Source organism: Porphyromonas sp. oral taxon 278 str. W7784 (assembly GCF_000467855.2).
Classification (GTDB): domain Bacteria; phylum Bacteroidota; class Bacteroidia; order Bacteroidales; family Porphyromonadaceae; genus Porphyromonas.
In genome coordinates, this window is the sequence record NZ_KI259236.1 from 100471 (window position 1) to 123774 (window position 23304).

Here is a 23304-nt window from a genome sequence, read left to right on the forward strand (position 1 = left end):
CGGCGACCTACCGTGGGTCGTTTTTTGACCCCTCTGAAAGGGGGGTCTCGACTTCGCCCCGGATAAGCCTCCGAAGCATGTAAAGCCAAACAATTGTGGTATCTTTGCAGTTAACTAGGTGTATGGTATCCAAAAGAGACCATATACGCATACCCTGATATGCTGTACTATCCTGCCCTGCGACACGGGACTCGTATGGTCGGTGTGCCCCTCGCCAGTATCAGAGGAGGGAGCACCAATAAAGAGAAGAGGGCAGTCGAGACACTACAAGCACTCGAGGATTCGTAGTTTTTGAAGTAAGGATTAGTAAACCGTCGTGCGTGACGTACCGATAGGGTGAAGTCGTGTGCGACCGCTTGGTCTGTCCCTTCGGCTCTAAGCCTCGGGAGAGAAAGCAGGCCAGGTAAGAAACATTTTAGGAAGCAAGAAGAATGAGACAGCTAAAGATTTCGAAGTCGATCACCAATAGAGAGAGCGCCTCCCTAGACCGCTATCTACAAGAGATCGGCCGCGAAGAACTGATCACGATCGAGGAAGAGGTAGAGCTCGCACAAGCCATTAAGCGTGGCGACCGCAGAGCTCTAGACAAGATGACCCGTGCTAACCTCCGCTTCGTCGTCTCAGTGGCTAAGCAGTACCAGAACCAAGGCCTGAGCTTGCCCGACTTGATCAACGAGGGCAATCTGGGCTTGATCAAGGCTGCTGAGAAGTTCGATGAGACCCGAGGCTTCAAGTTCATCTCCTACGCAGTATGGTGGATCCGTCAGTCGATCCTCCAGGCTCTGGCTGAGCAGGCTCGTATCGTACGCCTTCCCCTCAACCAGGTCGGTACGCTGAACAAGATCACCAAGGCCCTCTCTAAGTTCGAGCAGGAGAATGAGCGTAAGCCCTCCAGCGAAGAGCTGGCTAAGGAACTCAATATCCCCGAAGACAAGATCACCGATACCCTCAAGGTCTCGGGTCGCCATATCTCGGTGGATGCTCCCTTCGTCGAGGGCGAAGACAATAGCCTACTGGACGTGCTCGTCAATGAGGATGCTCCCAACGCTGACCGCACACTCATGAATGAATCCCTCTCCAAGGAGATCGATCATGTCCTGGCGAAGCTCTCTGAGCGTGAAGCAGAGATCGTGAAGCTCTTCTTCGGGATTGGCGGTGGTCAGGAGATGACCCTTGAGGAGATCGGCCTGAAGTTCAACCTCACTCGTGAACGTGTCCGTCAGATCAAGGAGAAAGCCATCCGCCGTCTCCGCCAGAGTGATCACTGCGCTACGCTCAAGCCTTATCTAGGCTGATCCTGCCCCATACTTTACGCTCGCGAAGGGAGTATCCTCCACGAGAGACTCCGCTCGTAGAGCTACCCATGATGAGATGGCTATGCACGGGGGCGTGTATAGCCATCTTCACTTTTATCCCCGCCCCCTCTTCCCGAAGTACCCCCACGGATTATGAAGCGACGTCGCCCCTTAGACCTATTAGGCTGGCTACAGCGCCTACACCTCGTCCCTCACCGCATGAGGCAGAGGACGGAGGCCGAAGACCTATTGAAGCAGCTCTACGACCTAGAGAAGGCCAAAGGTCGGACGCCCCGTCGCTTGACCTCAAAGGATCTAGGCTTGAGCCCCGACACCTTAGAGTGTCTGCAGAGCGAACTCGAGCGGGAGGGCTTCATCGAGCCACGCTCGCTCGAGTTGACGGAGAGTGGTCGGCACCGAGCCCTTGAGCTCACGCGTGCCCACCGCCTTTATGAGATGTATCTGGCTGAGCACTCGGGGTATTCGCCCGAGGACTGGCACCGTCTTGCCCACAGCGAGGAGCACAAGCTCTCGGAGCAGGAGCACGAGCGTATAGCCCTCCTTCTCGGTAATCCTCTTTATGACCCTCATGGCGACCCCATCCCGACGAACCAAGGGGCGGAAGCCAGCCTTCCCCACAGTCTCTCGATCGAAGAGCTCTCCGTAGGGCAGTGGTACCACGTCCTACACATCGAGGATGACGAGCCCGAGAGCTACCTCCCCCTAGTAGGGGTAGGGCTTACGAGGGACTCGGTATTTCGCCTTGATCGACTCGAGAGTGCTCGCTCCCAACTCTTCTACGAAGGAGAGGAGATCGAGCTACCGACCTTCAGCCTCACCGCCCTCTCTCTTCGTCCTGCCCTATCTGAGGAGGTAGAGCTAGGCCATCTGGAGCAGATCCAGCGCCTCGTGCGCCTCGAGGAGGGGGAAGTGGCGGAGGTAGTAGGCCTCTCGCCTTCGTGTAGGGGTCCGATGCGCCGACGCCTGATGGATCTAGGCTTTGTACGGGGGAGCTCCATCAGTATCGATATGCGTAGCCCCCTAGGTAACCCCACTGCCTACATCGTCCGAGGTGCCGTGATCGCCCTTCGTGAAGACCAAGCCCGCTATATCCTCATCCAACGACCTACCCATGACCGATCAGCAGAATAGCCACAACTGTAGCTCCTGTGCTTCGTGCCCAGCAGCGAGCCTACAGCGCCGAGGTGAGCACACAGAGGATGCTCGCTTTACCATCGCTTTAGCCGGGAACCCGAATACAGGGAAGAGTACCGTCTTCAACGCCTTGACAGGGCTCAAGCAGCACACGGGTAACTGGCCCGGCAAGACCGTAGGCAAGGCCGAGGGTTCCTTTGCCTACGTCGGTGATGTCTATACTATAGTAGACCTGCCAGGTACCTACTCTCTCTCCTCGACTTCAGAGGACGAAGAGATAGCCAGGGACTTCATCCTCTTCTCCCGCCCCGACGTCACTGTCGTCGTGGCGGATGCTACACGTCTAGAGCGGAACATGAACTTGCTCCTGCAGGTACTACAGATTACGGACAAGGTCGTGCTTTGCGTCAACCTCCTCGACGAAGCAAGGCGCAACAAGATTGAGATCAACCTGAATGCCCTCTCCCGTCGCCTAGGTATCCCCGTCGTCGGCGCTAGTGCTCGCTCGGGGGAAGGAATGGATAGACTCCTCGCGGCGGTACGCTCGGTAGCACTCGGGGAGATCACCTGCTCCCCCTACCGACAGAGCAGTTTGCCCGAGCACACAGCTAAGCAGGTCGCCGCCCTACAGGCTAAGGTAGAAGCACTCTACCCTGATGTACCTAATAGTGGATGGATCGCCTATCGCCTGATCGAGGATGATCCCTCCATCGTCGAGCGCTTCGACCAACCAGAGCTCCTGGAGCTTGCCCGTCGTGTCCACCTGGAGATCGGCGAGAACTTCCATGACCAGCTTACAGAGGCGATCTATGCCGACGCCTATAGGATCTGCTCCGAAGTCATCGTGCAAGCTAATGCAGAAGGACGCCTACCGCTGGATGTGCGTCTCGACCGCATCCTCACAAGCCGTCTCTGGGGCTTCCCCATCATGCTACTACTGCTCGGGGGCGTCTTTTGGCTTACGATCATAGGATCTAATTACCCGTCTTCCTTCCTCAGTGATCTATTGGTAGGGAAGCTTCATCCCCTCTTCAAGGAAGCGCTCACGGCACTGGGTAGTCCCTGGTGGCTGACGGGCTTCCTCGTCGACGGGGTCTATCTCTCTATGGCGTGGGTCGTATCGGTGATGCTCCCTCCGATGGCGATCTTCTTCCCGCTCTTCACCCTGCTGGAGGACTTCGGCTATCTACCTCGTGTAGCCTTCAACCTCGATGAGCTCTTCCGCCGAAGTGGTGCGCATGGCAAGCAAGCCTTGACGATGAGCATGGGCTTCGGGTGCAACGCTGCCGGCGTCGTCTCTACACGCATCATCGACAGCGAGCGAGAGCGTCTCATCGCTATCATCACCAATAACTTCTCCCTCTGCAATGGACGCTGGCCGACACAGATCCTCTTGGCGTCCCTCTTCATCGGTGCTGCTGTACCGCCGGCCTACCGAGGCTTGGCAAGTATCGGCTCAGTGCTGGGGATCGTCTTGATCGGGGTAGTGGTGATGTTCGCCTCTTCGTGGGTACTCTCCCATACCGTGCTCAGGGGGGAAGTCTCGACCTTCCACCTAGAGCTCCCGCCGTACCGACCCCCACAGTTCTGGCGGACGCTCTATACCTCGGTCATCGACCGAACACTGATCGTCCTATGGCGTGCCCTCGTCTTCTCCGCTCCTGCGGGTGCGCTGATCTGGCTGACGTGCAATGTGCACCTCTTCGGAGCAAGCATCGCAGAGCATCTGATCCACCTACTGGACTACCCAGGATGGCTTATGGGTCTGAATGGGGTGATCCTACTGGCCTACATCCTAGCGATCCCAGCGAATGAGGTCGTGATCCCGACGGTGCTCATGCTGACGACCCTCGTGCTCGGCGGAGCTGGGAGCGAAGCTGGCGTCCTGATGGAAGGCGGGGATGCGGAGACCTTTGCCATCCTGCAGCAGGGAGGCTGGACGCTCATGACCGCCGTCTGTCTGATGCTCTTCTGTCTCCTGCACCACCCCTGTAGCACGACCATCTACACCATTTATAAGGAGACGCACAGCCTACGCTGGACGCTCCTCTCGGTCCTCCTGCCCCTCGGGCTCGGGATCATCACTACGATCCTCGTGGCAGGCGTGTGGAGGCTCTTCAGTTAGCCTCAGCACCTCTGAAGAATAAAGGCTGAGTCCCCGTCGGGGGGCTCAGCCTTTGTTCTTTGGTAGCGGGCGTGGAGCTAAGGTTCCTTCTTCTCCTCTTCCTTGGGGTAATAGCCATAGTCGTAGCTCTCCCGTTTCTTCTCTCGGTAGCGAAGTAGGAGGAAGAGTAGGACGACAAGCAGTAGACTACCACCCATGACGAGGAGCCAGCGAAGGCCCTCACCTTCGCCGAGGCTTGCTCCCCGAGGGTAGAGCACGTAGCCGAGGACGACGACGTAGAGGAGCAGGAGGAGGATGCGTGTGTATATCCGTCTCATAGGGCTAGGGATGAAGGTGGGGATCTGCTATACCATCTCTCAGTCGAAGGAGCGCATCGAGGTAATGGCGGCTATTAGCTAGACGGGGCACCTTGTGCTGGCCTCCCAGCTTGCCCTCAGCCTCGAGCCAGCGATGGAAGAGCCCCGAGGGAGCGACCTCTACCGATAAGGGCAGGAGGGTCATATCCTCATAGCGCTTGGCATCGTAGTCGGAGTTGAGCTGGCGAAGGGCATCATCTAGATCTCGGCTGAAGGTAGCGAGGTCACGGGGCTCGGTCTCGAACTCTATGAGCCAGTCGTGACGCCCCTTGCCTTCGTCAAGGAAGAAGCACGGAGCGGCCGTGTATTCGCTTACTCGTGCCTTCCCATCTCGCCTACAAGCTTCGGCCAGTGCCCCGTCGGCATTGGCTACCATGACCTCTTCGCCGAAGGCATTGATGAAGTGCTTTGTCCGCCCCGTGATCACGATACGATGAGGGTAGAGCGAGGTGAAGCGGACCGTATCGCCTAGGATGTAGCGGTAGAGACCGCCGAGGGTGGAGATGACTAGAGCATAGTCACGCCCCAGCTCCACCTCGTGTATCCCTCGGGCACGCACACCACTGTAGTCACTCGAGGAGGAGGGGAACTCATCCATGGGGATGAACTCGTAGAAGACCCCGTAGTCAAGCATCACAAGCATACCCGACTCCGCTGGGTCGTCCTGGATGGCGAAGAAGCCTTCGCTAGCGTTGTAGGTCTCTTCGTAGCGCATCCGCTCCGAGGGGATCAGTTCGGCGTAGGTACTGCGGTAGGGAGAGAAGCTGATACCGCCGTGGAAGAAGACCTCTAGGTCTGGCCAGACTTCGGAGATATTGTCTCGACCGGTGGCGGAGAGGACCTCCTTCAGCAGCACGAGCATCCATGAGGGGACGCCGGAGAGACTACCGACATGAGCGCCCTTCACCTCCTCGACGATCGCCTTCATCTTCGCTGTCCATTCGCTCATCAAGAGGGTCTCACGAGAGGGGACACGAAGGAGATTGCCCAGCAGGGGCATGTGCTCGACGAGGATCGAACTGAGGTCGCCCGTCTGCGCCTTGCCCCCGCTCAGAGGCATCGGGCTGTGGCTTCCCCCGAGGACGAGGCCCTTGGTGGAGAAGAAGCGGGAGTCGGGATAGTTCCTCAGATAGAGCCAAAGGGCATCGCTCCCGCCTCGGTAGTGACAGTCCTGGAGATGCAGGTAGGGGACGGGGATGTACTTACTGCGGTCGCTCGTCGTCCCGCTGGACTTGGCGAACCAGCGACAGGCGCCGGGGATGAGCACGTCCCGCTCTCCCTGGACCATGCGCTCGATATCGGCCTTAGCGCCTTCGTAGTCGATGATGGGGACGGCCTCTCGGTAGGAGGCGTAGGTGGAGCTACGGCTGAGCCCATGACGGCGACCGAAGTCCGTGCGGGCAGCACGTGTGAGGATGTGACGGAGTTGCTCCTGCTGGAGGTCCTCCAGACGGCTAGAGTACTCCTCGATACGACGCAGGCGGAGCTTGGCGACTTGGTAGACGAGCGAGGTCTTTAGATCCATGGCTTCAGAGAATGGGGGAGTGGGTATAGCCCTCACGTAGGGCTAGGGCACGACGTACGTCCTCGGGCTCGAGGAAGCGGGTGTAGAAGGCTTGCTCCCGCTCCCTGAGACGAGTGCGGAGCGGGGCGAAGGGGCAGAGATGACGCAGGCGACGCCAGCGCAGGTACTGCCCGTAGAGACGAAGGAAGGTAGTGGAGGAGACGCCTTGGTAGCGGACAGCATGGCGTAGGGCGAGCTTCGGCAGACGCTTGAGCCAGAAGCGGTCGCAGACCCGGTTGAGCGCCTTCACCACGGGTTCGGCTTCCCAGCCTCGGGCGACAGCGTAGGCTCGGGCGAGGGCCTCGGTGGCTCGGGGATGAGCGAAGAGGCGATCCATGTTCCCGATGCTTGTAGCCTCGTCGAGGGCACTTGCGGTGAAGTGCATGCGGTTGAGATCTACCAGAGCGAAGGAGTAGCTATCGCTCTCGGGATGGTAGATGTAGGGAAGGTTGCCCGGGGAGAGATCTTCGTGGACGACCCCAGAGGTATGGAGATCAGCCAGGAAGCGGGCTAGGTCTCGGGTGAGGCTCGGCTCGACGCCTCCCTCACGGGCCTGAGCCTGCAGGCTACTGCCCGTCACCTCTAGGTAGCGGGTGATGTAGTAGCTGTCGGTGAGGCCTCCCAAGCGGTCGTACCGCTCGATATAGCCTATGGGCTCGGGGGTGAGGATCTCGAGGCTCTGGAGCTGGAGGGCGTGGAGGTAGGAGCGTCGAGCCTTGCCTGTGTCCGTCCAGCCGTAGTAGAGCTGGCGAGCTCGGGCTAGGTGTCCGAAGTGCTTGACGGTATAGTCTCCCTCGGGGCTCTCCAGATGGTAGAGGACATTGCGCCCTCGGTAGATCTCGGAGCAGCGTACCCCGCTAGGGAGCTCCTTGCTCCCCGCCTCGTAGGTCTGGATATAGCCTAGGAGTCGGCCGAGGAGCTCATCGCCCTCCTCTAGGATGCTTCTGTATCTGTACAATTTCTCTTGACGTAGGCCGAAGGTCTTCGCCGTGGTTGCTTGGGGCAAAGATACAAACTCTTCCCTCGTCTACGAAGGGAGCTCTGCTAGCTGAGAGGCACCAGTAGCGCCTCCTCGGAGGGAGCAGTAGTACCTCAAGAGAGGCGCTAGTAGTGCTACCTTGCCCTTCGTCTAAGCCCCTTGGCATGCGGACTAATGGAGCTTCGCCCGAAGAGGAATGTTTCCGAGCAAAGTCCCTTCCCTCCCAGTCCGAAAGCAAAAGCCCCAGCACCAGGGCTCGAGGAGCAGGTGCTGGGGGCTTGAGGGAACTATAGATGGCCCGAAGGTCGGATGCTAGCGACGGAGGAGGCGCACCCCGCTCTTCGTCGGGGAGTCGACGAGGGTCTTCTGATCCTGTCGGTAGTGAGGGTGGTAGGGCCCTGCGGGTAGGTCTACGAGGATCTCCCGATTGGCTAGTCGAGCGGCGACGACCTTGTCCGTCAGCGCCGTCACCAGCATATCGGTCACGAGCTGAGCAAGCCCGCCCCAGAGGCCTCCGCTCGAGTTGTAGGACGAAGTATCTAGTTCGCCCGAGACCCGACGATCGAAGAGGCTATCCCCTGTCTTCAGCGAACGCAGGTGGTAGGAGATATCGAAGAGGATACGGGCGTTCAGAGCCTGCTTCTCCCAGCGGTGTATCACGGTGAAGAGGGCAGCATCAGCGCCGAAGATACGCTGGAAGGGAGCGAGATTGGCCTCGAGTAGTTCCTCTGCGTTGTTGACACCTTCCTGCTGGAGGAGTTCCTGCGTCAAGAAGGGCGAGAAGACATAGTAGCCTCGTTCGGAGAGTGGGGTAAGCAGGGTAGCGTAGAAGTTCTCCTTCAGCTCCACCTGATTGGTCTCATTGATGGGAGGCATGAGGAGGATGGCGCGAGGGGACTCGGTATATATCTTGGCATAGGCCGACTCACGAGAGAGATCGCCCTTGGTGACCCCGCAGGAGGAGAGCAGAAGTAGTGATAGCGCCGTAGAGGTAGCTACAGAGCTAAGGAGACGTCGGAAGAGAGCCATCAGAATAAGCGCTTGAGGAGGGTCTGGATGAAGATGGAGCTTTCTGGGTAGAGGGCGATCTCACGCTCGAGGAGCTTGCGTCCCTCCTCGGGCTTGCCCTGCTTGATGAGTAGGTAGCCGTACTCGGCACAGATACCTGGAGGGGGGAGCTGGCGTGTGCCCTTGGGGTGGGTGATGAGCTCTTCGTAGACCTGGATGAGGCGCTGGAGGTTTTGCTCACTCGGTGTCTTCGCCACGGCGTAGCTCGTAGCCTCGTAGTTCCCCCAGCCATAGAGGCTCGGGGTCGTGGCACAGCTAGAGAGGAGGAGGGCACCGAGGGCGCAGAGTACGCCACGTACGGGGTAGAGGTGTCTCATAGATAGGGGATGGGGTGGATAAGGCGTGGGGAGCAAGCTAGTCCCTTAGCGTAGGGTGATGGTCTTAGCTGAGCGTGTAGAGATGAAGATCTCCTTAGCGAAGAGGACTTGGCCTGCACGGTCTCGCACGAGGATCTGATGCCTACCTGGAGTGATGGTGATGCGCTTAGCGCTACGGGTGACGTCTTGGGGCTTGACGGGGACGATCGATACGGCTGAGACTTCGTCGATCAGCACTTCGACCTTCTGCCCGAGGTACTTGCCCGAGGAGGCGACGACTAGGTAGGCTTCGTCATTGAGCCCCCCAGCAACGGAGGCGGTGGTGCCACAGGAGGAGAGCCCGAGTAGCAGTAGGGGGATGATGAGGAGAGCGAGGAACTTCTTCATGATCGGGTAGGGTAACTAAAGAGGTGATAGAATGGGACGGAGGGAACTAGGGCTGGAGGTAGTACTCGCCGAGCTTCTTCGTGTCGAAGGCGCCGGAGATGAGGCTAGCGATGGCGTACTCCGAGTCGATACTCTCGCCTGCTACTTGGTCTACCCGTACCTGAGCGACAGCCTTGCCTGCGAGGCGGAAGGTAGTGCCTGTCTGGGGATTGGTCACTTGCTTGCCCTGCTTGTAGACCGTGAAGACATCCCCGGGGCGTATCCCTTGGCTCGCTCCTCCTGCTAGGATGATGCCTTCGTCGTCGGCACTGAGCAGGTAGGTACGCCAGGGCTTGTCACTGCACTTATTGATAATACCCTCGATGAGCTGGTCTATAGCGCCAGAGATAGCCTTGTCGCTTAGTGTCGCATCGTAGCCAGCCTTACCGCCGAAGCCGAGGGTGCTCTTGCTCGTGGTCTCCGCTTGCCCCTTAGCTTCGTCGGAGAAGATGACCTGCCCCGAGGAGACTTCTATTATACGTATGCTGACGCCAGCCTCGACGGTCTGACGCTTCTCCGAGGTGAAGACCCCTTCCGAGCCCGTAGTCTTGCGCCCGAAGGCAGTGATAGAGCCGAGGATGAGGTAGTCGGCGGGGATGCGCTGACTAGAGCCTGCCTTGACTTCGGCAGCGACCTTGTCGGCGTCGCTACGCTCTAGGAGGATGAACTTCCCCGCCGCCCCTAGTTTCGCCATGAGGAGATCAAGGGCTTGCTTGGCCATGGGGTCGTTCTCCCTGTCATAGAAGATGCCTTTGCCGTACTGCGTCTCGTTAGAGAAGCGTCCGACGGCTACCTTCCACTTCAGCCCTCGGGTCGTTTGGGGTGCCGAGAGGCTGACACCAGGGTGCGCTTCGACGCGCTGAGGTTCTTGCGCCTGAGCTTGCCAGCTTAGGGAGGCGAGGGAGGCGACAAGCCCCCCGAGGAGGATGCTACGGATATTCATACTACTGATGGATTAGCGTGACTTGATGGAGCAAATATAGGGATTTGATCCGTAAGTCCTAGGGAAATTCCTCCGAAGGGGAAGGGGCGCTTGGAGTAGGGGAGTGGGGCGCTTCTCCCCCAGCTATACTCGTGCCTCTTGAGGGGCGATACCTGTCTCTCGGGGTAGGGCAAAGGCTTAGCGGGACGGATGATAGCCCCTATCCGTGCCAATAATCGTATCTTTGTCCGATACGTGGTGAGCATATCTTTTCCTTGACCTTGGTGGTTATAAGGATGAGTGAGAACCAAGGCTCACCCTCAAGCTACTAAACCGTATACGACGATCATAATGAAAAGTTACCTAGGGTACATCGCTGCGCTCTGCCTCCTCACGCCACTAAGTGGGGTAGCACAGCACACCAATGTACGTGCTGCTGATCGCCTACTACAGAGCGATAAACCTAACTACACCGAGATCCGTCGACTCATCAAGCTCGCCGAAGAGCACGAGGAGACGAAGAATGACTCCTACACCTACTATGTCAAGGGGCTGGTGGAGCGTAACCTCTACCGTACTGAATACCGTAAGATCACCATGCCGAGAAGCGAGGGAGATACGGCCCAGATGTTCCGCTCCATCGTCAACGAACTTATTGGTTGGCGTGTGGCCGACTCCCTAGAGCGTCAACCGGAGCCCGCTACGGGACGCATCGTACTGAGGTATGAGAAGAAGATCCAGGAATACCTGAAGGAGGATGCCCCGAGGATGTATGAAGCCGGTCTCTTCTGGCTTGAACATAAGGACTACGCCGAAGCGGTGAGGGCCTTCACCGGCGCCTTAGATGCCCGACGGATACTACTACCCATCGGACAGACGAAGCTCCCTGTAGACTCTACCGTCTCCAATCTGGCCTACTACGCCCTAGTCTCAGCCTATACGGGTGAGCTCTATCCCGAAGTCATCCGCCTGGGTAAGGAATATAAGGATGTGGCAGCGAATAAGAATGAAGTCTATCAGTTCGTCGCCCGAGCTTACTTAGCCCAGCAGGATACCGTCGGGGCTATGCCTCTGCTGGAGGAGGGAGCAAGGCTCTATCCTGAGACCTCCTTCTACTTCGGCTCGATGATCTCTATCTATCAGTCCCAAGGGAAGTACAAGGAGGCAGTAGAGCTCATCGACCGTGCCCTCAAGGTCACACCCGATAATCCCAACCTCCTCGTCCTACGAGGTAATGTCTACTTCTTCGCTCAGGACTGGGATCGTGCCATCGAGATCTATCGTCAGGTCCTTCGCCTGAGCCCGGACAACTACGACGCCCTCTTCAACCTCGGACAGGTCTACTACAACCATGCCGTCTCGATACTAGCCGACCCTCTGAGTACCAAGCTTGACGAGAAGAAGGCAAAAGACTACTTCCGTCAGTCGCTCCCTCATCTGGAGGCTGCCTACAAGATGGCTCCCGATCAGGTGCGAGACCTGCTGGGCAATGTCTACTACCGACTGGGCCTGGAGAAGAAGTACGAAGAACTATACACCCCCAATACCCCTAAGGAATGAACTCACCCTCTATAGCCTCCAGCGTGCGGGAGGCCCTGCTAAGTCGCTTCCTGCGCTACGTCGAGATCGATACCGAGAGCGACCCTACCAGCACGACTTACCCCTCGACAGAGAAGCAGCTTGACCTGCTGCGCCTCCTTCGTGACGAACTCATCGAGATGGGCGTCCCAGAGGTGCGCCTGCTGGAGAAGGGCTATGTCATGGCGCAGATCCCCGCTACGCCTGGCTACGAAGACCGACCAGCACTCGGCCTCATCGCTCACGCTGATACCAGCCCTGACTTCACAGGGCGTGGTGTACGCCCGCAGATCATAGAGGACTATGACGGCTCCCCTATTGCTCTGGGGGATACTGCAGAGCTGACGGCTCGGGAGTTCCCCGAGCTCATGGAGCTCCTGGGGCATACGCTCATCACCACTGATGGCTCGACGCTCCTAGGGGCGGACGACAAGGCCGGGGTCGCTGAGATCATGGAGACCGTCCGCTACATACTAGCGCATCCCGAGCTCCCGCACGGGAAGATCTGCATCGGCTTCACCCCGGATGAGGAGATCGGCAAGGGCGTGGACTTCTTCGACGTCAAGGCCTTTGGCGCCGACTTTGCTTTCACTGTAGACGGCAGTCGGGAGGGCGAGCTGGAGTATGAGAACTTCAACGCTGCCTCCGCCCGAGTCATAGCACACGGACGAAGCATCCACCCCGGCTCCGCCAAGGGCAAGATGATCAATGCCCTCGAGGCGATCTACCTGCTCCATGCAGCTCTGCCCCACTATGCCCGCCCAGAGTTCACCGAGGGCTACGAAGGCTTCTACCACCTGATGCACTTCTCGGGGGGCGTAGAGTACGCCGAAGCCGAATATATCATCCGTGACCATGACCGAGCCCTCTTCGAGGAGAAGAAGGAGCTCATGGCTCAGGTGGCGGCAGAGATAAACGTAGCCTACAAGCGCCCTGTCATCGAGCTCTCCATCGAGGATACCTACTACAATATGTATGACCAGGTAGCTCCCCACGAGGAGTACCTCGAGCGTGCCCGAGCAGCGATGCTACGAGCAGGCGTCACCCCACGTACCTCCCCCATACGAGGCGGTACCGACGGCGCCCGACTCTCCTATATGGGCCTGCCCTGTCCCAACCTCTTCACCGGAGGAGCGAACTTCCATGGTAAGTATGAGTATGCTTCGCTCGATACGATGTGTCGCTCCGTGGAGACCCTCGTCTATCTCCTTACTGAAGCTCCCACCGCAGGCTAATTGACACCGATGACACCAAAGAAGAGGATCGCCATCCTTGGCTCTACAGGCTCCATCGGGACACAAGCCCTCGAGGTCATCCGTGACCATCGTGAGAAGCTAGAAGTTTCGGTACTCGTGGCACGTAGGAGCACAGAGCTCCTCATCCGCCAAGCTCTTGAGTTCGAGCCCCAGCTGGTAGTGATCACCGATGAGACGTGCTACGAGGAAGTGCGCCGAGCACTCTCTGCTACCCCCATCGAGGTACAGACGGGCTCCGACTCCATCCTGGAGGCTGTCCAGCGCCCCGAGGTCGATATTGTCCTGACGGCGATGGTGGGCTTCTCGGGTCTTGCTCCTACGCTCTCTGCCATAGAGGCAGGCAAGACCATCGCCCTGTCGAACAAGGAGACCCTCGTCGTCGCCGGCGAGCTGATCATGTCGCTAGCTAAGCGCCATGGAGCCCGCATCCTCCCCGTGGACTCAGAGCACTCGGCTATCTATCAGTGCCTCGTGGGCGAAGAGGCTAACCCTCTGGAGCGGATACTGCTTACGGCCTCGGGAGGCCCCTTCCGCACCTATCGGACGATCGAGGAACTCGAAGGGGTGACGGTAGAGCAAGCGCTAGCCCATCCCAACTGGTCGATGGGGGCTAAGGTCACTATCGACTCGGCCTCGCTGATGAATAAGGGGCTGGAGATGATCGAGGCACGCTGGCTCTTCGATACCCCTGCAGAGGCTATTGAGGTCATCGTACACCCGCAGAGCATCATCCACTCGATGGTGGAGTTCGCCGACGGGTCTGTCAAGGCTCAGCTAGGCCTACCCGATATGCGCCTGCCCATAAGCTACGCCCTTGGACTCACCGAGCGGATAGCCAACGACTATCCCCGTCTGAACTTCATGGACTACAGCTTTACCTTCGAGCGTCCCAACCTCGAGCTCTTCCCCAACCTTGCCTTAGCCTATCGAGCTCTGGAGCTAGGGGGCACCGCTCCCTGTGTGCTCAATGCTGCCAATGAGGTAGCTGTAGAAGCCTTCCTCTCGGGCCAGCTAGGCTTCCGAGCTATGAGCACGCTCATCGAGCGGGCTCTAGAGGCACACCGCCCCGCTCCCAGCTACGACCTTGATCTCCTCGTCGAGCTTGATGCGGAGGTGCGGCAGCAGTGCCGGCAGTGGCTCGGCTCCCGTAGATAATCATAGACTTCCCCTTAGACAATCACATACAAGTGGATATAGCAATTCGTATAGTTCAGCTTCTCTTCTCCCTCTCCATCCTCGTCTTCATCCATGAGCTCGGGCACTACTCGATGGCTCGCTTCTTCGGAGCACGTGTAGAGAAGTTCTACCTCTTCTTCAACCCCTGGTTCTCCCTCTTCAAGTGGACGAGTAAGCGTAGTGGTACGACCTATGGTGTAGGTTGGCTTCCCCTCGGGGGCTACTGCAAGATCGCTGGTATGATCGACGAATCCCTCGACACCGATGCGATCAAGAGTGAACCCAAGCCCGACGAGTTCAGGAGCAAGAAGCCCTTCGCTCGTCTGATGATCATGGCAGGGGGAGTGATCTTCAATATCCTGCTGGCCTTCGTCATCTATACAGGCATCACGCTGGTCTGGGGCACTAAGGTCCTCCACAGCGATCAGGTTACTTCGGGGATGACCTTCTCCAGGACAGCACAGTCTGTGGGCTTTGTGGATGGCGACGTCATCCTCAAGGTCGACGACAAGGTCGCCCCCAACGTACTAGACTCCCGCTTCATGTCTTCCCTGATCAATGCCCGTGAGGTCACCGTCCGCCGAGGACAGGAGGAGAAGACGATCCAGATGCCTCAGGATATGATGCATCAGCTCCTCAAGGCTGAGGAAGGCTTTGGCTCGCTACGTCTGCCCTTCGTCGTGGACTCTGTCTCCTCGACGAGCCCTGCTCATGGTCTACTGGCTTCAGGCGACAGGGTAGTCGCTGTCGATAGCACAGCCTGCTCCGATATCAATGAGGTAGTCACCGCCCTACAGGCTAAGAAGGGGGGAAGCGTCACCCTCTCTATTGATCGGGCAGGAGAGATCCTTGCCCAGACGCTCCCCGTCGATACGGCAGGTCACATCGGTATCGTCCTACGAGGGGTAGAGGAGATCTATCCTATCGAGCACGTGAGCTACGGCCTCCTCTCTGCTATTCCTGCTGGTATCGACCGAGCAGGCCAGACGATCTCGGGCTACGTACGTGGACTCAAGTACATCTTCACTAAGGAAGGTGCCAAGCAGATGGGGGGGCTCGGGACGATGGGCAAGCTCTTCCCTACGAGCTTCGACTGGCAGAGCTTCTGGGCCATCACCGCTTTCCTCTCCATCATCTTAGCCGTGATGAATATCCTGCCTATTCCTGCGCTCGATGGGGGGCACATCCTCTTCATCATCATCGAGATGATACGCCGTAAGCCCCTTAGCGACCGAGCTATGACGACGATCCAGACCGTGGGTCTTGTCCTCCTGCTCCTACTGATGCTCTACGCTAACGGCAACGATATCTATCGCTCCTTCTTCGGGCACTAACTCATCCTCGCTCCAAGGCATGGGAGACTTCCGTGTACATATCTTAGGCTGTGGGTCAGCACTACCGACGGCAGTTCACTACCCGACGTCACAGGTGGTAGAGCTTAGGGATAAGCTCTTCCTCGTAGACTGTGGGGAGGGTGCCCAGCGCCAGTTCCGTCTGCAGCGTCTGGACTTCGGTCGCATCATCGGGGTCTTCATCTCGCATCTGCACGGAGACCACTGCTACGGCCTCTATGGCTTCCTCTCTACGATGGGGATGCTGGGCAGGCGAAGAGCACTCCCCGTCTACGGCCCTCGAGGGATAGACACCTTCCTCGCCCCCTTCATCGAAGAGAGTCGCTCCTACCTGGGCTATGAGATAGAGGTGCATGTCATCGACGATCGCAAGAGTGGACTCGTCTACGAGGATAGGTCGGTCGAGATCACCTCGCTCCCACTGGAGCATCGTGTCCCCTGCGTAGGCTACCTTTTCCGAGAGAAGGTGATTGAGCGACATATTGACCGTGCCTCATGTGATTTCTACCAAGTCCCTCGTTCGTACTATGTAGCGCTACGTGAGGGAGCGGACTTCACGACAGAGGAGGGGCAGGTGATCCCTAATCACCGCCTCACCCGTCAGGGACGCAAGGCACGTAGCTACGCCTACTGCTCAGATACGGCCTACGCACCCTCGCTCGTACCCCTGATCCAAGGGGTAGACCTGCTGTACCACGAGGCTACCTTCTCTCGTGAGCGCTCTGAGCGAGCCAAGGTGACGGCCCATAGCACCGCAGAGCAGGCGGCCCTCATCGCCCAGGCCTCCGGAGTAGGGCGTCTCTTGATCGGCCACTACTCGGCGCGCTACCTCGACGCTACACCTCTCCTTCGTGAGGCACAGGAAGTCTTCCCGGAGACCTTAGCCTCTGACGAAGGGATGATCATAGATCTCTGAACGTATCTCTGAGGTATCCCCTCAGCGATACCCCAATCCCCATAGACTACATGACGACAAAGAAGACGATCAAGCGGCTCATCTTGACCCTCGGTTGCGCCTCGCTTACGCTAGCCAGCCTCTCGGCTCAGACGGCGGAGCTACGCCCCTCGAGAGCCTTCCTCACGCAGCTACAGGAGGACTTCGCTAGCCGTAACTATATCGGCTACCAGCACGACCTGCCGAGACTGAGGGCTCTCCCTCTGCTGGCTGAGCACCTCCCCTATCGTAAGGCCATCGTAGAGCTGATGGCTGGGCAGCAATCCCCCGACGAAGTCCTCACCCGCTACCTCAAGGAATACCCCCGTGCTCTGGAGCGCCCTTCAGCGGAGCTCCTCCTAGCGCTGGTGTATGTAGACCAGGGGCTACTGCCACTGGCCCGCACCCAGCTCGAGAAGGTCGAGACCTCAGCCCTCTCCCCCCGAGAGGCTGCACAGCGAGACCTAGCGCTGGCCTATGTCCTGCTCTCTGATCAGCGGGGGGCTGTCGACCTCGAGGAGGCACAGCGCCTGCTCATCCTCGCTAGCGAAGACTCCTCGATCGTCGGGGAGCAAGCCCTGCTCTACCTCGGATCGGTAGCGTGGGCTCGTGGCGATATCCAGGAGGCACGCACGATCTTCTCCCGTACCGATTACTCCCCAGAGCTAGCTCCAGAGGCAGCCTATCAGCTGACCCTGCTCTCCTTCTCCACGGAGGATGCTACGACGGCACAGCGCCGAGCGAGCGAGCTCCAGCGTACCTACCCGGAGATGGCCTCTCGTGCTTCGCTCAAGTCCGTCATCGGTCAGTCCTACTACGCTGCAGGCGACTACCAGCAGGCCATCCAGACGCTCCAGCCTCTGCAGGAGCTCGATGACTACCGCCCGACCGCTGAGGAGTGCTATGCTCTGGGTACATCGCTCTATACGCTGGGGCGCTATGAGGAAGCCCTCCGTCCTCTGAGCACTGCCTCCGAGAGCAATGAAGCACTAGGGGCACAGGCACTCTTCCTCCTGGGGAATGCCCGTATCAAGCTCCAGCGCACCAGCGAGGCAGCCTTAGCCTTCAGCAGCGCAGGTCAGCACCCTGCTGCCAGCGAGCGTGTACGGGAGTATGCGCTCTACAATGGTATCCTCCTACAGGATGAGACCCAGCGGTCGAACTTCGGACAGACCGTACGCATGGCCGAGCTCTTCATCTCCGAATTCCCTCGCTCCACCTATCGCCCCCATATCCTCCAGCTCATCAAGGGGATCTTCCTCTCTAATAAGGACTATGCCGAGTCCCTCGCTACGCTGGAGCGTCTACAGATACAGAGCCCTGAGCTCAGCGAAGCGAAGCAGTACGTCCTCCTTCGCCTCGGTGAGGGTGCACTAGGGGAGCAGGATCACACCCGTGCTCGAGACTACCTCTCTCGGGCGATCACCCTAGGCACGAAGTCCGACAACACGGCTCAGGCCTACCTCCTCCGAGCTACCAGCTCTCTGGAGCGAGGCGACTATGCCTCGGCAGGTGCTGATGCTTCGAAGAGTATCGCCACAGGCTCTGCTCCAGCCCTGGCGTACTATGTCGAGGGCTATGCCCACTACAATCAGAAGCAGTACCCCTCGGCCTACCGCTCCTTCGAAGCCTTTACCTCACGAGCAGGGCAGGATGAGTCCCTCCGTCGTGCTGATGCACTAGCTCGCATGGGGGACTGCCTCCTCATCCAGAAGAAGTCTGCTGAGGCTCTGGCCCTCTATCGTCGAGCTGATGAAGGGATGCCCTCGGGTAGTGACGAAGCTCTCTACCGTGTGGCTACGATCTACGGTCGCTGGGGGCAGTACCCCAAGCAGATCGAGACACTGGATCGCATCATCAAGACCCATCCCCAGTCGACCCACCTACCCGAGGTACTCTATGACAAGGGACGAGCCCTCGTGCTAAGCAAGGCTCGTGCTGAGCAGGCGACAGCTGTCTTCGACGAACTCGTCAAGCGCTATCCCGACAGCCAGTATGCTCGCCTTGGGGCTATGGAGAAGGCCATGCTTGCCTACAACAATGGGCGCACCGAAGAGGCGATCAAGGCCTATAAGGATCTGATCGCCCGTTACCCAGAGAGTGAAGAGGCTCGCTCGGCACTCTCTGACCTGAAGAATATCTACATCAGCCTCGACCGCATCGACGAGTACACGGCCTACGCCTCTACCCTGGGTAAGCAACTCACACCTACCGAGAGCGAGAAGGCACATCTGGAGTACCTCTCCCTCGAGAGCAAGTACAAGAAGGACAAGGATGCCTCCCTCTCCGAGCTGGAGGCCTTCACACGCTCCTACCCTGCGAGCCGTGAGGCGGGCAAGGCAGAGCTCCTCTTGGCCGAGCGCTACGCCCAGTCGGGACGACAGGCCGAGGCCCTAGCTATCTATACCAAGCTCTCTGCCCCAGCTCGCTCCCTCGACCTACGTCTGCCCGCCCTAGAGGCACAGACCAAGATCTATGAGGAGACCGGGCGACAGCGGGAGGCGGTCAATGCCTGGGCAACCCTCTACGGGATCGAAGGGCTCGAAGCTCCCCAGCATCTCCGCTATGGCCGTGCACTAGCTAAGGCCGCCTATGAGGCTAAGGACTACAAGCGCTCCATCACTACGGCTGAGGAGCTCCTTCGCCGCAGTGACCTCCCTCAGGCTACCCGCTCAGAGCTCATCCTGCTACAAGGTAAGAGCGAAGAGGCTACTGGTGCTACGGGTAAGGCTCTGAAGACCTATGAGCCCCTGCTGAAGAGCTTCGATACGGCCTCGGGTGCCGAAGGCTATATCCGCCACTCGACGCTCCTCTTCCGCTCGGGCAAGGTCCAGGAGACGAAGAAGGCGCTCGATGCCTTCATCGCCAAGGGGACGCCACAGCAGTACTGGCTGGCTCGTGCCTTCCTCCTCCTAGCGGACTGCTACCACAAGCAGGGCGAGACCTATGTGGCTCAGCAGTATGTAGAGAGTCTACGAGACAACTACAAGGGGAATGAAGACGATATCGCACAGATGATCTCTGACCGACTCACCTCCTATCAGAATAAGAAATGAAGAAGTTCACCCTAATCCCTATCCTAGCTTCGGCGCTCCTCACCCTAGGGTCTAGCGCTCTCTCGGCTCAAGAAGCTAAGGTGAAGCGTGCCGACACCCTTCGCCGTGAGCTCACAGTGATGACGGAGGATGAAGTCACGCTGGGTACACGACAGCCACGTGACCTGAGCTATGTCGTCCCCGTGCCTTCGGTGACGGCTGTGCGCCACGCCTACCTCGATACCCCTATACCCTTTGCCCTGCGTCCTGGGGTCTCTCCACTAGGAGCAGTCACGGCGCCTCGTGGTGGCTTCGACAAGAGCGAGCAGCGGGGCTATGTCTATCTCTCTGGTGGCTTCTCCTACGGGATGAAGGCAGGGGCTGGTCTGCGCCTCCTCTCTACCAAGACTGACCGCTGGGATGTCTTCGGTCGCTACCTGTGGACACGATCCGATACGAAGCTCCCTCTAGGCTCGGCGCAGAAGATACGGGAGGATGCTTGGCTCCTTGGCTCCAGCTACGAGCATCACTTCGATGAAGCTACGCTCGGCCTGAAGCTCACAGCAGGCCAGCATGGATACAACTACTACGGCCTCGGACTTACCCGTCCTCTACTGGGTGTGCCTCTAGGCTCGATCGCCTTCGGCCCTGAGCTCCGTCGGAGCTCTACGCTCGTCTCTGTCGGCGCTCGCTATGCTACCGAGGAGGACTTCACTGAGGACTGGCTCTATGACTTCGGCGCTCGGGTAGACTATACTTCATCTCGCTCCATCCAAGGGGCAAGTGCCACCCTGGCCTCTCCCCGTGAATGGCTCCCTGAGCTCTCTGCCGATCTCTCCTACCGACTGGGTAGTACCTCACGTCTCGGGGCGATGGGAGCGTGGTCACTGGGCTCACTCTCCTCTAGCGTGCCCTTCCTCTACGGCTTCCCCGAGAAGCGTACCTCGAGCACCCGCATGATCCTGACGGGTGTGCCCTACTTCCTCACCGAGGATGTCTATGGGGACCTAGGCTGGAGAGCACTGGCGGGGCTACGAGTGCTCACGGGCAATGACCACTACAACTCTCACCTCTTCCTCTTCCCTAAGATCGATGCGAAGCTACGTATTGGCTCCGCCTTCGATATACGTCTTGAGACGGATGCTCAGCTCCTCAGACACAGCCTCCACCGGATCGCAGACGAGGCTCCCTACCTAGATCATGAGTCCTTCGTAGGGCGCTATGAGCGACTCTATGATGTCAAGCTCAGCCTCGGGGGGACCATCGGTGGAGCCTTCAGTATCGAAGCCTTCGGGCGCTACGCCGACCACAAGGGGGCTGCGGAGTTCCGCCCCTCACCTCTCCTCCATCCTGATGGGCTGCCCGCCACGGCCTCCTATCTGATGCCCATCACCTTCCGCCCCTACTATGTGGACTACAGAGAGCAGAATCTCGGGCTGGAGCTGGCATACAATCACCGAGGCCTCTTCACCACCTCACTCCGTGGGGTCTATGCTCGCTACCAGACGACCCAGCAGTTCCTCTCCCGTCCTAGCTTCACGCTAGAGAGCCTCGTCGAGCTACAGCTCCTCCCCGAGCTCCGTCTCCGTGCCGGCTATGACTTCGCCACAGCGATCAAGTCCTACGATACCGAAGGGGAGGTCCACTCGCTCAGTCAGCTTCATCTCCTGCATGCCGATGCCGTCTACTCGCTGTCGAAGAAGCTAAGCCTCACGGCTGAGCTCCGTACTCCGCTCTCCCGAGGAGCGACCCGCTGGTACGGCTACGCACCGCAGGCGATGCTCCTACAGGCAGGGCTACAGGTGACCTTCTAAGTAGATAGAGGGGGAAGCCCCTCGACGCTATACGAAGACGATCGGCCGACCAAGTCTCGCACTTGGTCGGCCGATCGTCTTTTCTCGTAGGGAAGGGTAGTGCCCTCGGGGTGGGCAGGGATGCTAGAAGCCTCGGGTGATCATCCCGCTCCCGAAGCAGATCCGATGCTCGGTATCGTAGAGCACGGCATACTGCCCTGGGGCAATGCCTTGGATGGGCTCCTTGCTCTCGATGAGGTAGCCTTCCTCGGGGTGATAGCTCAGGAGACCTCGGGTGAACTCTGGGGTATGGCGCACCTTGAAGGTGATCTCCAGCGGTGTCTCACGGCTGAGGGGCGTCTCGAGCCCTTGGCGAAGGCTGGTGTAGGCCCATGGGTCGAGGCTGATGAAGTCGCACTGCTCCATGCCGATGTGATCGCCGTACTGGTCGGAGGGGTCATAGCCTTGGCTGACGAGGAGGATATTGCGACGGATGTTCTTCTTCACGACGAACCATGGTCCGCCACTTAGCCCGAGCCCCTTGCGCTGACCGATGGTGTGGAACCAGTAGCCACGATGCTTGCCGAGCACCTTGCCCGTCTCACGCTCGATGATCAGACCCTCACGCTCGCCGAGGGCTCGCTGGATGAACTCGTTGTAGTTCACCTTCCCGAGGAAGCAGATCCCTTGGCTGTCCTTGCGTCGAGCGCTCAGTAGGTGGGCTTCCTCGGCGATCTGGCGCACCTGACTCTTCAGAAGATGCCCCGTGGGGAAGAGGAGCTTGGAGACCTGACGGAAGTTGATCTGGGCGAGGAAGTCCGTCTGATCCTTCACGGGATCGGGGGCAGTCGTTAGGTAGAGATGCCCGTCGACGAAGCTCGTCGTCGCATAGTGCCCTGTGGCGATGAAGTCGAAGTCCTTGCCCCACTTCTCCTCGAAGCATCCGAACTTGATCAACTTGTTGCACATCATGTCGGGGTTGGGCGTCAGCCCTCGGCGCACCGTGTCGATGGTGTACTCGACGACTTGCGCCCAATACTCCTCGTGGAGGGAGACGACCTGGAGCGGGCAGTCATACCGATGCGCCAGATGGCGCACGATCTCTAGATCATCCTCCCACGAGCAGTCGGTGAAGCCTCGCTCCTCCATCCCGATCTGGATGTAGAAGAGGGTAGGGCGGTAGCCCGCTTGGCAGAGGAGATGCACCACGACGGAGCTATCTACGCCCCCCGAGACGAGGGCAGCGATGCGGGGCTCCTGGATGCCACTATGCTGGATACGCTCCCTGAGGGGAGCGATGAGGTCTTGCTGTCGGTTCATCGGGCACAAAGATACGGCATTCGCCCCATGCGAGCCTCCTGCGCTCTGTCACTCCTAGGGGTGAAGCCCGATCGATCTGGGTAAGCCTCAAGAGGAAGGATAGGCTAGGGGCGTTGCCCTTGCCTCCCCTCTCCTGTGCAGTCCGCATAGGGTGGGGGAGAAGAGGGGGATATACTCCACTCTAAGGTCTAAACCTCGTGCTGTGGAAGACGCCATCCGAGGGTCGAGGGAGGAAGGTCTCAGTCCCGTAAAGTAGAGCCTTCTGAAAGGGGGAGGGAAGTGACTCCTAGAGCTCGCCCGGGAAACCTACTGTGGGTCGCATCGCCGATCTACCCTAGGTCGCAAAAGTCACCCATTCATGGGTCTCTCGAGGAACCCATGAATTGAGACCATTACACGGTATTTCAAAGGTATACAGGGTTGTGGTTGCTTCTTGTATTACTGACATTTAGCATCTTCATAACCAAAACAGTCGTATAGCTATACCAACCAAACAAAGCGAATCCGCTCCGGGCTTCCTGCAAGTTTATACGCAGGTGAGTCGCGACCACATGAAGCACTCGTTCCTTCGACAAATTAGCGCATGCTTTGACTGGCGAGGTATTCGCACACTACCCAACAAACAAGAAGTATATAAAGACCCAGAACGCCAT

The 23304-nt window shown here is 58.7% G+C and carries 18 protein-coding genes; 10 read left to right on the top strand and 8 right to left on the bottom strand.

The annotated features are described in order from the left end of the window. The first annotated feature begins 431 nt into the window (after positions 1-431). The 3 genes from HMPREF1556_RS04890 (at position 432) to feoB (ending at position 4575) form a co-directional block, all read left to right on the top strand. A complete protein-coding gene (locus HMPREF1556_RS04890) occupies positions 432-1295 on the top strand; it encodes an RNA polymerase sigma factor RpoD/SigA (RefSeq protein ID WP_021667207.1) in 864 nt (287 codons plus the stop codon). A gap of 153 nt (positions 1296-1448) precedes the next feature. Further along, positions 1449-2447, top strand: coding sequence for a metal-dependent transcriptional regulator (locus tag HMPREF1556_RS04895; RefSeq protein WP_044125258.1), 999 nt, complete (start codon positions 1449-1451; stop codon positions 2445-2447). Beyond that, complete coding sequence (gene feoB, locus HMPREF1556_RS04900; protein WP_021667210.1) at positions 2428-4575, top strand: ferrous iron transport protein B; 2148 nt, start codon at positions 2428-2430, stop codon at positions 4573-4575. The genes HMPREF1556_RS04895 and feoB overlap by 20 nt, the downstream gene beginning before the upstream one ends. 77 nt (positions 4576-4652) lie before the next feature. Here feoB and HMPREF1556_RS04905 read toward each other — a convergent pair whose 3' ends face one another. The 7 genes from HMPREF1556_RS04905 to HMPREF1556_RS04935 form a co-directional block, all read right to left on the bottom strand. Continuing rightward, positions 4653-4892 (bottom strand): hypothetical protein, encoded by a 240-nt coding sequence (locus HMPREF1556_RS04905; RefSeq protein WP_021667211.1) that lies wholly within the window; start codon positions 4890-4892, stop codon positions 4653-4655. Between the two features lie 4 nt (positions 4893-4896). Further along, positions 4897-6456 carry a GH3 auxin-responsive promoter family protein gene (locus HMPREF1556_RS04910; protein WP_021667212.1) on the bottom strand — a complete coding sequence of 520 codons (1560 nt, stop codon included), beginning with the start codon at positions 6454-6456 and terminating at the stop codon, positions 4897-4899. Between the two features lie 4 nt (positions 6457-6460). Continuing rightward, positions 6461-7453 (bottom strand): lipopolysaccharide kinase InaA family protein, encoded by a 993-nt coding sequence (locus HMPREF1556_RS04915; protein WP_044125259.1) that lies wholly within the window; start codon positions 7451-7453, stop codon positions 6461-6463. A 333-nt stretch (positions 7454-7786) separates the two neighbouring features. Then, positions 7787-8503 carry a GNA1162 family protein gene (locus tag HMPREF1556_RS04920; RefSeq protein ID WP_021667214.1) on the bottom strand — a complete coding sequence of 239 codons (717 nt, stop codon included), beginning with the start codon at positions 8501-8503 and terminating at the stop codon, positions 7787-7789. After that, entirely contained in the window at positions 8503-8859 is a 357-nt protein-coding gene (locus HMPREF1556_RS04925) for a DUF4810 domain-containing protein (protein WP_021667215.1), read from the bottom strand. Before HMPREF1556_RS04925 ends, HMPREF1556_RS04920 begins: the two co-directional genes overlap by 1 nt. Positions 8860-8904: 45 nt before the next feature. Then, a complete protein-coding gene (locus tag HMPREF1556_RS04930; protein WP_021667216.1) occupies positions 8905-9246 on the bottom strand; it encodes a hypothetical protein in 342 nt (113 codons plus the stop codon). A 46-nt stretch (positions 9247-9292) separates the two neighbouring features. Then, positions 9293-10228: a CsgG/HfaB family protein gene (locus HMPREF1556_RS04935; protein WP_021667217.1), complete on the bottom strand. Its 936-nt coding sequence runs from the start codon at positions 10226-10228 to the stop codon at positions 9293-9295. A 330-nt stretch (positions 10229-10558) separates the two neighbouring features. Here HMPREF1556_RS04935 and HMPREF1556_RS04940 point away from each other — a divergent pair, with 330 nt between their 5' ends. From HMPREF1556_RS04940 to HMPREF1556_RS04970, 7 genes are read left to right on the top strand one after another with little or no spacing between them, the layout of a single operon-like run. Next, a complete protein-coding gene (locus tag HMPREF1556_RS04940) occupies positions 10559-11767 on the top strand; it encodes a lipopolysaccharide assembly protein LapB (protein ID WP_021667219.1) in 1209 nt (402 codons plus the stop codon). Then, positions 11764-13020: a peptidase T gene (pepT, locus tag HMPREF1556_RS04945; protein ID WP_021667220.1), complete on the top strand. Its 1257-nt coding sequence runs from the start codon at positions 11764-11766 to the stop codon at positions 13018-13020. Before HMPREF1556_RS04940 ends, pepT begins: the two co-directional genes overlap by 4 nt. 9 nt (positions 13021-13029) lie before the next feature. After that, on the top strand, positions 13030-14196 hold the full coding sequence (locus tag HMPREF1556_RS04950) for a 1-deoxy-D-xylulose-5-phosphate reductoisomerase (protein WP_021667221.1): 1167 nt from the start codon (positions 13030-13032) through the stop codon (positions 14194-14196). Between the two features lie 32 nt (positions 14197-14228). Next, positions 14229-15551 (top strand): RIP metalloprotease RseP, encoded by a 1323-nt coding sequence (rseP, locus tag HMPREF1556_RS04955; RefSeq protein ID WP_021667222.1) that lies wholly within the window; start codon positions 14229-14231, stop codon positions 15549-15551. A 19-nt stretch (positions 15552-15570) separates the two neighbouring features. Then, the gene (locus HMPREF1556_RS04960; RefSeq protein ID WP_044125260.1) at positions 15571-16485 is read left to right on the top strand and encodes a ribonuclease Z; all 915 of its coding nucleotides are present in this window, start codon (positions 15571-15573) and stop codon (positions 16483-16485) included. Between the two features lie 50 nt (positions 16486-16535). Then, positions 16536-19559 carry a tetratricopeptide repeat protein gene (locus HMPREF1556_RS04965; RefSeq protein WP_021667225.1) on the top strand — a complete coding sequence of 1008 codons (3024 nt, stop codon included), beginning with the start codon at positions 16536-16538 and terminating at the stop codon, positions 19557-19559. Continuing rightward, a complete protein-coding gene (locus HMPREF1556_RS04970) occupies positions 19556-21352 on the top strand; it encodes a hypothetical protein (RefSeq protein ID WP_021667226.1) in 1797 nt (598 codons plus the stop codon). Before HMPREF1556_RS04965 ends, HMPREF1556_RS04970 begins: the two co-directional genes overlap by 4 nt. 123 nt (positions 21353-21475) lie before the next feature. Here the strand turns inward: HMPREF1556_RS04970 and mnmA are convergent, their stop codons facing one another. Then, positions 21476-22651, bottom strand: a complete 1176-nt coding sequence (mnmA, locus tag HMPREF1556_RS04975; protein ID WP_021667227.1) for a tRNA 2-thiouridine(34) synthase MnmA — start codon at positions 22649-22651, stop codon at positions 21476-21478. Positions 22652-23304: the final 653 nt, after the last annotated feature.

Bases quoted from the DNA above. Each gene is read 5' to 3' on its own strand.
- HMPREF1556_RS04940 (WP_021667219.1), top strand. From the start codon at position 10,559: ATGAAAAGTTACCTAGGGTACATCGCTGCGCTCTGCCTCCTCACGCCA.
- feoB (WP_021667210.1), top strand. From the start codon at position 2,428: ATGACCGATCAGCAGAATAGCCACAACTGTAGCTCCTGTGCTTCGTGC.
- mnmA (WP_021667227.1), bottom strand. From the start codon at position 22,651: ATGAACCGACAGCAAGACCTCATCGCTCCCCTCAGGGAGCGTATCCAG.
- HMPREF1556_RS04960 (WP_044125260.1), top strand. From the start codon at position 15,571: ATGGGAGACTTCCGTGTACATATCTTAGGCTGTGGGTCAGCACTACCG.
- HMPREF1556_RS04970 (WP_021667226.1), top strand. From the start codon at position 19,556: ATGAAGAAGTTCACCCTAATCCCTATCCTAGCTTCGGCGCTCCTCACC.
- HMPREF1556_RS04950 (WP_021667221.1), top strand. From the start codon at position 13,030: ATGACACCAAAGAAGAGGATCGCCATCCTTGGCTCTACAGGCTCCATC.
- HMPREF1556_RS04930 (WP_021667216.1), bottom strand. From the start codon at position 9,246: ATGAAGAAGTTCCTCGCTCTCCTCATCATCCCCCTACTGCTACTCGGG.
- HMPREF1556_RS04905 (WP_021667211.1), bottom strand. From the start codon at position 4,892: ATGAGACGGATATACACACGCATCCTCCTCCTGCTCCTCTACGTCGTC.
- pepT (WP_021667220.1), top strand. From the start codon at position 11,764: ATGAACTCACCCTCTATAGCCTCCAGCGTGCGGGAGGCCCTGCTAAGT.
- HMPREF1556_RS04925 (WP_021667215.1), bottom strand. From the start codon at position 8,859: ATGAGACACCTCTACCCCGTACGTGGCGTACTCTGCGCCCTCGGTGCC.
- HMPREF1556_RS04920 (WP_021667214.1), bottom strand. From the start codon at position 8,503: ATGGCTCTCTTCCGACGTCTCCTTAGCTCTGTAGCTACCTCTACGGCG.
- HMPREF1556_RS04890 (WP_021667207.1), top strand. From the start codon at position 432: ATGAGACAGCTAAAGATTTCGAAGTCGATCACCAATAGAGAGAGCGCC.
- HMPREF1556_RS04965 (WP_021667225.1), top strand. From the start codon at position 16,536: ATGACGACAAAGAAGACGATCAAGCGGCTCATCTTGACCCTCGGTTGC.
- HMPREF1556_RS04895 (WP_044125258.1), top strand. From the start codon at position 1,449: ATGAAGCGACGTCGCCCCTTAGACCTATTAGGCTGGCTACAGCGCCTA.
- HMPREF1556_RS04935 (WP_021667217.1), bottom strand. From the start codon at position 10,228: ATGAATATCCGTAGCATCCTCCTCGGGGGGCTTGTCGCCTCCCTCGCC.
- HMPREF1556_RS04910 (WP_021667212.1), bottom strand. From the start codon at position 6,456: ATGGATCTAAAGACCTCGCTCGTCTACCAAGTCGCCAAGCTCCGCCTG.